8 protein-coding genes, 1 tRNA gene and 1 pseudogene are annotated in these 8,911 nt (G+C 70.0%); 6 read left to right on the forward strand and 4 right to left on the reverse strand.

Features of this window, described 5'->3' with window-relative positions; genetic code table 11:
• A pseudogene (locus AC1D01_RS11925) lies at positions 1–218 on the reverse strand (GTP cyclohydrolase I); the annotation flags it as partial.
• Positions 219–280: 62 nt separating this feature from the next.
• On the opposite strand from AC1D01_RS11925, the gene rsmB reads away from it, so the two are divergent.
• From rsmB to AC1D01_RS11950, 5 genes are all read left to right on the forward strand, one after another.
• The gene (rsmB, locus tag AC1D01_RS11930) at positions 281–1,627 is read left to right on the forward strand and encodes a 16S rRNA (cytosine(967)-C(5))-methyltransferase RsmB (protein WP_477866388.1); all 1,347 of its coding nucleotides are present in this window, start codon (positions 281–283) and stop codon (positions 1,625–1,627) included.
• Positions 1,628–1,636: 9 nt separating this feature from the next.
• Complete coding sequence (locus AC1D01_RS11935; RefSeq protein ID WP_477866390.1) at positions 1,637–2,236, forward strand: DUF4390 domain-containing protein; 600 nt, start codon at positions 1,637–1,639, stop codon at positions 2,234–2,236.
• 57 nt (positions 2,237–2,293) lie between these two features.
• Positions 2,294–4,561, forward strand: coding sequence for a sensor histidine kinase (locus tag AC1D01_RS11940; protein ID WP_477866392.1), 2,268 nt, complete (start codon positions 2,294–2,296; stop codon positions 4,559–4,561).
• A 6-nt stretch (positions 4,562–4,567) separates the two neighbouring features.
• The gene (locus tag AC1D01_RS11945; RefSeq protein WP_477866394.1) at positions 4,568–5,266 is read left to right on the forward strand and encodes a response regulator; all 699 of its coding nucleotides are present in this window, start codon (positions 4,568–4,570) and stop codon (positions 5,264–5,266) included.
• A 39-nt stretch (positions 5,267–5,305) separates the two neighbouring features.
• Positions 5,306–5,381, forward strand: a tRNA-Phe gene (locus AC1D01_RS11950).
• A gap of 58 nt (positions 5,382–5,439) precedes the next feature.
• Here the strand turns inward: AC1D01_RS11950 and AC1D01_RS11955 are convergent.
• Together AC1D01_RS11955 and AC1D01_RS11960 are read right to left on the reverse strand one after the other, a co-directional pair.
• Entirely contained in the window at positions 5,440–6,792 is a 1,353-nt protein-coding gene (locus AC1D01_RS11955) for a type II toxin-antitoxin system HipA family toxin (RefSeq protein ID WP_477866396.1), read from the reverse strand.
• Between the two features lie 3 nt (positions 6,793–6,795).
• A complete protein-coding gene (locus tag AC1D01_RS11960) occupies positions 6,796–7,041 on the reverse strand; it encodes a helix-turn-helix domain-containing protein (protein ID WP_477866398.1) in 246 nt (81 codons plus the stop codon).
• A 231-nt stretch (positions 7,042–7,272) separates the two neighbouring features.
• Here AC1D01_RS11960 and AC1D01_RS11965 point away from each other — a divergent pair, with 231 nt between their 5' ends.
• Complete coding sequence (locus tag AC1D01_RS11965) at positions 7,273–8,583, forward strand: DUF805 domain-containing protein (RefSeq protein ID WP_477866400.1); 1,311 nt, start codon at positions 7,273–7,275, stop codon at positions 8,581–8,583.
• A 1-nt stretch (position 8,584) separates the two neighbouring features.
• Here AC1D01_RS11965 and AC1D01_RS11970 read toward each other — a convergent pair.
• Positions 8,585–8,911, reverse strand: a 327-nt coding sequence (locus AC1D01_RS11970) for a DsbA family oxidoreductase (protein ID WP_477866402.1), incomplete at its 5' end; no start/stop codon positions are given.

The raw sequence follows: 8,911 nt of genomic DNA on the forward strand, positions 1-8,911 counted from the left end.
GTGTCGATCACCAGCGCCTTCAACACCTCCTGCATCTTCGCCTCGACCTCGTCGCGCAGCTCGTCGATCTCGCCTTCGCGGATGTGGGCCGCGATGTTGTCGTTGGCGTGGTAGCGGCAATCGGCGCCGACCAGCCGGTAGCGGATGCGCTCGGACGCGGGCAGGGCGGCGAGTTCGGCTTCGCTTCGGGCGTCGTCGCGGGGGGGCGCTTTCGGCATGTCGGTCTTTCTGGTGGGCCGCACAGGGTGGCGATTGTGCCCGCGCCCGTAGACTCTCGCCCGTGACCTCCCTGCCCCTGTACCAGCTCCTCGTCCATGTCGCCAACGCCGTGCAGGCCGTGCGCGACGGCCGCTCCCTCAACGACGCGCTCGCGCGCTGCCCTGCGGAGGCCCGGCCGGGCACGCAGGCGCTGGCGTTCGAGGTGATGCGCAAGCTCGGCGCCGCCGAGGTGCTGCGCCGCCAGCTCGCGCTCAAGGCACCGCCGCCGTTCATCGACGCGCTGCTGCTGAGCGTGCTGGCGCTGCTGTGGCCGGGCGCCGGATCGGACGAACCCGCCAGCGCGGAGCTGGCCATCAACGGCGCCCGCTACGCACCGCACACGCTGGTGAACCAGGCCGTGGAGGCCTCCAAGCAGCGCGCCCACGCCGGCGCCCCGTTCGTCAACGCGGTGCTGCGCCGCTTCCTGCGCGAGCAAGCGGCCCAGGTGGCCGCGGCGCTCGCCGATCCGCTGGCCCGCCACAACCACCCGCGCTGGTGGGTCGAGCGGCTGCAGGCCGACTGGCCRGATCACTGGCAGGCGCTGCTCGCGGCCAACAACAGCCGCCCGCCGATGACCCTGCGCGTCAATGCGCGCCGCGGCACGCCCGCGGACTATGTGCGCCGGCTGGCCGAGGCCGGGCTCGAAGGCCGGGTCGCCGGCCCGCAGGCGGTCGTGCTGGCGCAGCCGGCGGCGGTGCAGCGGCTGCCCGGCTTCGCGGCCGGCGATGTCTCGGTGCAGGATGCGGCGGCCCAGCTCGCCGCCCCGCTGCTGCTCGGCGAGGGTCTGCCGGCCGGCGCGCGCGTGCTCGACGCCTGCGCGGCCCCCGGCGGCAAGACCGCCCACCTGCTCGAGCTGGCCGACCTGGACGTGACCGCGCTCGACAGCGATCCGGGCCGGCTGGCCCGGGTGCGCGACACGCTGGACCGGATCGGCCGCCAGGCCACGCTGGTGGCCGCCGACGCGCGCGACACCGCCGCCTGGTCGCAGGGCCGGCCGTTCGACGCGATCCTGCTCGATGCCCCTTGCAGCGCCTCGGGCATCGTGCGCCGCCACCCGGACGTGCGCTGGCTGCGCCGGCCGACGGACATCCCGGCGCTGGCGACGTTGCAGGGCGAGATGCTGGACGCCGTGTGGCCGCTGCTGAAGCCGGGCGGCCAGCTGGTGTATTGCACCTGCTCGGTGTTCCAGGCCGAGGGGCGGCAGGTGATCGACGCTTTTTTGCAACGCGAAACCAACGCGTCCGCGGCTTCCGACCGGCCTTCACCCGGCCACCTGCTGCCGCTCGCCGACAATCCAGGCGAAGGCCACGCGCTCCATCCGGGTGCATCGCCCGACGGCTTCTTCTACGCACTGCTGACCAAATCCTAGAACGAATCCGTGCTGCGCTCGCTCCGGTTCCCTCCCAGGCAAGGCGGTTGTGTCCCCGGCGCGGGTGGCTGGGGGCGGCTGCTGCTGTGGGTCGCCACCGCGCTGCTGATGGCGCTGCACGCGCCGCTGCGGGCCGAGCCGATCGAGCTCGAGAGCTTCGAGCTGGTGCGCAACGAAGACGGCCTGCTGCTCGGTTTCTCGGCCCAGTTCGAGCTGCCGCACTCGGTCGAGGACGCGCTGCTGAAGGGCGTGCCGGTGTATTTCGTCGCCGAGGCCGAGGTCTACCGCGACCGCTGGTACTGGCGCGACAAGCTGATCACGTCGTCGACCCGCACCTGGCGCCTGGCCTACCAGCCGCTGACGCGGAAATACCGCGTCACCTTCGGCGGGCTGCACCAGAGCTACGACAATCTGTTCGATGCGCTGGCCTCGCTGCGCCGCGTCGTGAGCTGGCGGCTGGCCGATGCGGCGCAGATCGATGACGAAGGCCACCATTACATCGAGTTCAGCTACCGGCTGGACACCAGCCAGCTGCCGCGGCCGATGCAGATCGGCATCGGCGGGCAGGCCGACTGGACGTTGCGCGTCGAGCGTTTCAAGCGCTTTTGACACGCAGTGCCCGCTTCAACAGGGTGATCGCTACGTCGCCGTGGGTTCGTCACTGACATGACCAAGGCCTCCCGCTGGGCATGGATCGTCTCGCTGGTCGCCGTCACCGGCGCGGGGCTGGTGCTGGTGTTCCTGCTGTCGATCGCCACCAACAGCCGCGGGCTGTACGAGAAGCACTACGTCTGGCTGTTCTGGGTCAACCTGATCGTCGCCGCGCTGCTGATGCTGGTGATCGGCATCGCGTCGGTGCGCCTGCTGCTGCGGGTGCGGCGCGGCAAGTTCGGCAGCCGCTTGCTGCTGCGGCTCGCGGCCATCTTCGCGATGGTGGGCGTGGTGCCGGGGCTGCTGATCTACACGGTGTCGTACCAGTTCGTCTCGCGCAGCATCGARWCCTGGTTCGACGTGAAGGTCGAGGGTGCGCTCGATGCCGGTCTGAACCTCGGGCGCGGCACGCTCGATGCGCAGGTCAACGACCTCGCGAACAAGGCCCGGCTCGCCGCCGAGCGGCTGGCCGACAGCACGCCGTCCGTGCAGCCGCTGCAGCTGGAGCGGCTGCGCGAGCAGCTGTCGGCCCAGGAGGTGACGGTGCTCGGGCCGAGCGGCCAGGTGCTGCTGACGGTGGGCCCGAGCGCCGCCGGCAACCTGTCGCCCGACCGGCCGACGCAGGCGCAGCTGCGCCAGGCGCGCAACTCGCGGGTGATCAGCCAGCTGGAGGGGCTGGACGAGGACACCGCGGCGAACTCCGGCACCGCGCGCATCAAGGCGCTGGCCTTCATGCCGAGCTCGAACATCTCGCTCGACGCGCAGGACCGCTTCCTGCTCGTCACCCAGCTGCTGCCGAGCTCGGTGGTGACGAATGCGCTGGCGGTGCAGGCGGCCTACCGCGAGTACCAGCAGCGCTCGCTGGCGCGCGACGGCCTGCGGCGCATGTACATCGGCACGCTGACGCTGACGCTGATCCTCGCGGTGTTCGGCGCGCTGCTGCTCGCGGTGACGCTGGGCAACCAGCTCGCGCGGCCGCTGCTGGTGCTGGCCGAGGGCGTGCGCCAGGTGGCGCGCGGCGACCTGACGCGCAAGCAGGTGGTGTCGTCGCGCGACGAGCTGAGCGGCCTGACGCGCTCGTTCGCCGACATGACCGAGCAGCTGTCCGATGCGCGCTCGCTGGTGCAGCGCAGCCTCGCGCAGCTGGAGGCGGCGCGCACCAACCTGCAGACCATCCTCGACAACCTGACGGCCGGCGTGATCGTGTTCGACCGCGACGGCCGCATCGACACCGTCAACCCGGGCGCGACGCGCATCCTGCGGCTGCCGTTGTCGGCCTACCGCGGCCGCACGCTGGCGGAGGTGCCGGGGCTGGCGGACTTCGGCCGGGCGGTGCTGCAGCGCTTCGACCTGCACCGCAGCAGCCCCGAGGCCGGCGAGCGCGACCACTGGCAGGATGCGTTCGACCTGCAGACCGCGGCCGACCGCGACAAGGTGACGCTGCTGGTGCGCGGGGCGGCGATGCCGCACGACGGCCGCCTGATGGTGTTCGACGACATCAGCGACGTCGTCTCGGCCCAGCGCGCCGAGGCCTGGAGCGAGGTGGCACGGCGGCTGGCGCACGAGATCAAGAACCCGCTGACGCCGATCCAGCTGTCGGCCGAGCGGCTGCAGCACAAGCTGGAATCGAAGCTCGAAGGCCTCGACCAGGCGATGCTGGTGCGCTCGGTGGGCACCATCGTCAGCCAGGTGCAGGCGATGAAGACGCTGGTCAACGAGTTCCGCGATTACGCGCGGCTGCCGGCGGCGCGGCCGCACCCGCTCGACCTGAACGCGCTGGTGGCCGAGGTGTTGACGCTGTACGCGACGGCGCAGGAATCGGGGCAGCTGCGAACCGTCTTCGCGGCCGACCTGCCGGCGATCATCGGCGACACGACGCAGCTGCGGCAGGTCATCCACAACCTGGTGCAGAACGCGATCGATGCGGTGGCCGAGCGGCCCGACGGGCAGGTGCGGGTGGTCACCGAACTCGCGCGCACCGAGCAGGGCGAGGTGCGGGCCGTGCGGCTGCAGGTGATCGACAATGGGCCGGGATTCGCAGACAAGGTGCTGAAGCGGGCGTTCGAACCGTACGTCACCACGAAGAGCAAGGGGACCGGCCTGGGCCTGGCCGTGGTCAAGAAAATCGCCGATGAACACGGGGCGCGCATCCGGCTGGCCAACCTCACCGAGGCTTCCGAGCAGGGAGAAGTCGTGATCGGTGCCCAAGTTTCGCTATCATTTTCAAAATTCGCACCGGTTGGGTCCGCTGAAGCGGCCGCCGCCGACAGCCGGGTGCACTGAGGGTTCATGGCCACCATTCTTGTTGTAGATGACGAACTGGGCATTCGCGCCCTGCTGTCGGAGATCCTGACCGACGAAGGCCACCAGGTCGAACTGGCCGAGAACGCGGCGCAGGCCCGCGCGTGCCGCGAGCGGGTGCGGCCCGACCTCGTGCTGCTCGACATCTGGATGCCCGATGTCGACGGCATCACGCTGCTGAAGGAGTGGGGTGCGACCACGCTGCTGACGATGCCGGTGATCATGATGTCGGGCCACGGCACCATCGACACGGCGGTCGAGGCGACGAAGGTCGGGGCGGTGGCCTTCCTCGAGAAGCCGATCACGCTGCAGAAGCTGCTGCGCGCGGTGGAGCAGGCGCTGGTCAAGCCGAACAGCCGGGCGGCCCCGCCGCCGCCGCCGCCGCCGCCCCCCCTGCCGCTGCCGCGCATCGAGTACGGCATGCCCATCGAGACGCTGCCGGTGAGCCAGGCGATGCCGCTGCCGCCGATCGGCCCGCAATCGGAACAGAGCTTCGAGCTCGACCGGCCGCTGCGCGAGGCGCGCGATGCCTTCGAGAAGAGCTACTTCGAGTTCCACCTGGCCAAGGAGAACGGCAGCATGACGCGCGTGGCCGAGAAGACCGGCCTGGAGCGCACGCACCTGTACCGCAAGCTCAAGCAACTGGGCGTCGACCTGACGCGCAACAAGCGCAGCGGCGGGATCTGATCGAAGCCTGCCGGCAAACTGCTATACTCATCGGCTCACGGCCAAGTAGCTCAGTTGGTAGAGCAGCGGATTGAAAATCCGCGTGTCGGTGGTTCGATTCCGCCCTTGGCCACCAGATCATGGAAGCCCCGAGACAGTTCGCTGCTCGGGGCTTTCTGCTTTTCTGGCTCGACTCAAGGCAGCGCGAGCTTGTTCGCTGCGTCCTGCAGGCCATCCAGGATGCTGTCGACCAGTTGCATCGGAAAGTCGCCCGGCAACTGCGCGCGCACGGCGTCCATCACTCGCGGCGTCTGCGCAACGAGTTCGTCGATCACGAGGCCGACCGGCTGGCCGGCCTCCGTCACGACACCATGGCGCGCACCGAGCGCCTCCCAGTGCCGTCGCTGGATGTCCTGCATCTTCCAGTGCGCGTTCTTCGAACGCACCGCCATCGCCATCCTGGCCTTGAAGGGCGAGATCTTCGACGGGCCGGCGCCCAGCACCGAGTACGCCGACAGCACGTCGTAGAGCGGCGTCAGCTGGTAGCGCCCGTTGGGACGCAGGAAGAGGCTGAAGTTCTTCGCGTGGCCATCCGTCGCGCACAGCATCCAGAACAGCAACTGCGCCTGGAAGAAGGTCCGGCGGTCCCGTTCGCGTGCCATGGAACCCTCGAGCACGCCGAGGATGCGATCCATGCCCGGGCCGCCCTCGGCCTCGTACCTGGCGCCGGGCGGCACGCCGCTGGCCTGGCACAGGTCCTCCTGCGGCAGGCGGATCAGCCGCCGCTCACCGGCCGGGCTGCTCCACCAGGCGCGGTCGAAGCGCTCGACCACGAGTGCCTTCATGTCCTCGAACTGCAGCGGCGTGCAGGCGGCCACCGGCAGGCCGTACGCCTGCAGGATCCGCGAGCACAGCCACTCGTTCTCGACCGAGTCGCGCATGTCGAGCTTCATGCCGCCGATCAGCCCCGGCGGCAGCTTGAAGATGTGCGTGGTGGGCGTGCCGCCCCGTGGCAGGCACCAGCGGCCGTCCTGGAACGACAGCGCCGTCTTCTCCTGCGCGCCCGCGATGGAGATGCGGAAGTCGTCGTCGTTGGCGACCAGCCCCAGCGTGTGCGGCGTCGTGGTGCCGCGCAGCACCTCGGCCACCTCGGCATCGGTCAGCGGCTGCGCCTGCACGGCCGCGGGGCCGGCCGGAGCCTGGTCCGGGGGCAGGATCTCCAGCGCCCCGACACAGTCGCGTCCGATCTCGGACAGCAGATCGAACGCGTCGGTCGAGCCCGTCGCGTAGCGGCGGGCCATGCGGTCGAGGATGTCCTGGCTGTCCGGCAACAGGTTGGCGAACCAGGCGCGAACCTTGTCTCCGCGATGCGGCCCGTTGCCCGGCGTGAAGGGCAGCGACAACGACAGCGGGCGACCCTGCTCCGACCGAGTCCAGTCGAGGTCGTACTGCAGCGTGTCCGGCGCGTTCGGGGCTCGGCTCCRGGTGCCGACGAAGACCCCGTTCATCCAGAGCCCGAGCGAGCGGGTGTGCGAGCGGCGTCCCATGCGTCACCAGGCCGGCGGCGTGGGGCTGGCGGCAGGCTTGCTCAGCACGAGTTCGACGCCGAGGATGCCCAGCAGCTTCAGCAGCCGGGCGGCGCCCACCTTCTCGGCGTTGCGCTCCAGGGCCGAGTAGGTCTGCTGGGTGACGCCTAGACGCAGGGCGGCTTCGCGTTGCGTCAGGCCGGCCTCCTTGCGGAAGGCCTGCAGCAGGGTCGGCAATTGATCCGCAGTGCGAACGGTGAAATCAGGCATGCAAGCTCCGAGCTGTACTTCGGGTTCACATATTGTAGGCTGTTGAGTCAATTTACTGCTTGAGAGCTGTAAACCAAAAGAACAGCATGTGAACTGTTTCAAGCCATCTGAAAAATCACACGCATCTCCCCAATATTGAGGATGAATGGCCTCTTGCAGGGGCCGTCCGGCACAGGGTGCCTCTATGCTCACGCCCAAACAGCGCAGGGGCTCGGGCCCTGGAGGGATTCGATGGAAGGCAGTGCACAGGTGCGCCTGGTGTTCGCGGGCGAGGTGCTGAGCGGGTTCAGCCTCGACGAGGTCAAGCGCAGCTTCGCGCAGGCCTACCGCGTCGAGGGCGAGCGGCTCGAAGAGGTGTTCGCCGGCGGCCGCACGGTGATCAAGCGCGCCATCGCGCTCGCCGATGCCGATCGCTACGTGCAGAAGTTTCGCCAGATGGGCATGCAGGTGCTGGTCGAGACGGCGGATGGCAAGCCGGTCGGGGTGACCACCTCGCCGCTGGCGACGCCACCGATCCCTGCCGCGAAGGCCCCCACTGCCGCGCCCGTCGCCGCGCCGCCCCCGACGCCGCTCGCCGCCACGATCCCGCCGCTGGCACCGCTCGAAGAGCAGGTGACCTGCCCCAACTGCGGCGAGCGCCAGCCCAAGCGCGCGTTCTGCCGCAACTGCTCCACCGACATCGCCCGCGCGATCGCCAACAAGCAGGAAGAGATCGACCGGGCCCGCGCCGAGCGCCTGGCGGCCCGCAACGGCGGCGGCCGCTATGCGCCGCCGAAGTCGGGCGGCGCCGTGGGGTACGAACCCAGCGAGGAATTGCCGCCGGTCCTGAGCCTGAGCTTCGAAGGCCGCATCGGCCGCATCGCCTACTTCAACACCGGCATGCTGAGCCTGCTCGGCGTCGCGTTGATCGCTGTCGGCGCGGCGGTGATCCTGCCGATCTTCCGCTCGGTGGGGTTCGCGCTTCTGCTCGTGCCGGTCTTCGCCGCGTTCGTCATCTGGTCGGTGCGCGCCAGCGCGCTGCGGCTGCATGACCTGAACCGCAGCGGCTGGTGGTCGCTGCTGCTGTCGGTGCCCGTCCTCGGCGGCTTGCTCGGCCTGGTGATGATGTTCTGGCCAGGCACCGGCGGCGACAACGACTACGGCCCGCAGCCGCGCCGGGGCAACGCCGTGGCCGCGGTGATCACGGGCGTGCTGCTGGTGCTGATGCTGCTCGCCTCGTTCTCGTCGTACCGGTCGTATGTCAAGCGCGTCCGCGAGGCCGAGGCCCCGGCGACGGAACAGTTCGACCCGCGCGCCGCCCAGGCCGCCGACGTGATCACCGGCCCGGACGCGCTGAGGGCCTTCACCGACGAGTACCTGGCCCAGCCGAACCACAAGGCCTTCGCGTCGTCCGACAGCGGCGCCTTCGGCTGGCGCGCCGGCCAGGCCTCACCGCGCGAAGCGGCGCGCCAGGCCATGTCGGCCTGCGAGGCCAACCGCAAGCCCTACACCGGTCCGTGCGCGCTGATGAACGTCAACGGGCAGTGGCTCAAGCAGCACTGACTCATGCAGCACTGAGCAGTTCGCGCAACGCCCGCTCGAACACCTCGGGCGGCTGGCCGCCCTGGATCAGGTGGCGGTCGTTGATGATCACCGAGGGCACGGCCTGGATGCCGTGCTGGCGGTAGAACTCCTCCCGCTCGCGCACCTCGTCGGCGAACTCGTTCGAGGCCAGCACCTCGCGGGCGCGCTGCGCGTCGAGCCCGACCTCGGCGGCCACCTTCACCAGCACCTCGTGCGAGCTCGGGTCCTGGCCGTCGGTGAAGTAGGCCTTGAACAGCGCATGCTTCAGCGCGAGCTGCCGGCCCTCGAGTTCGGCCCAGTGCAGCAG

It is taken from the genome of Rhizobacter sp. P3_B12, assembly GCF_056402895.1.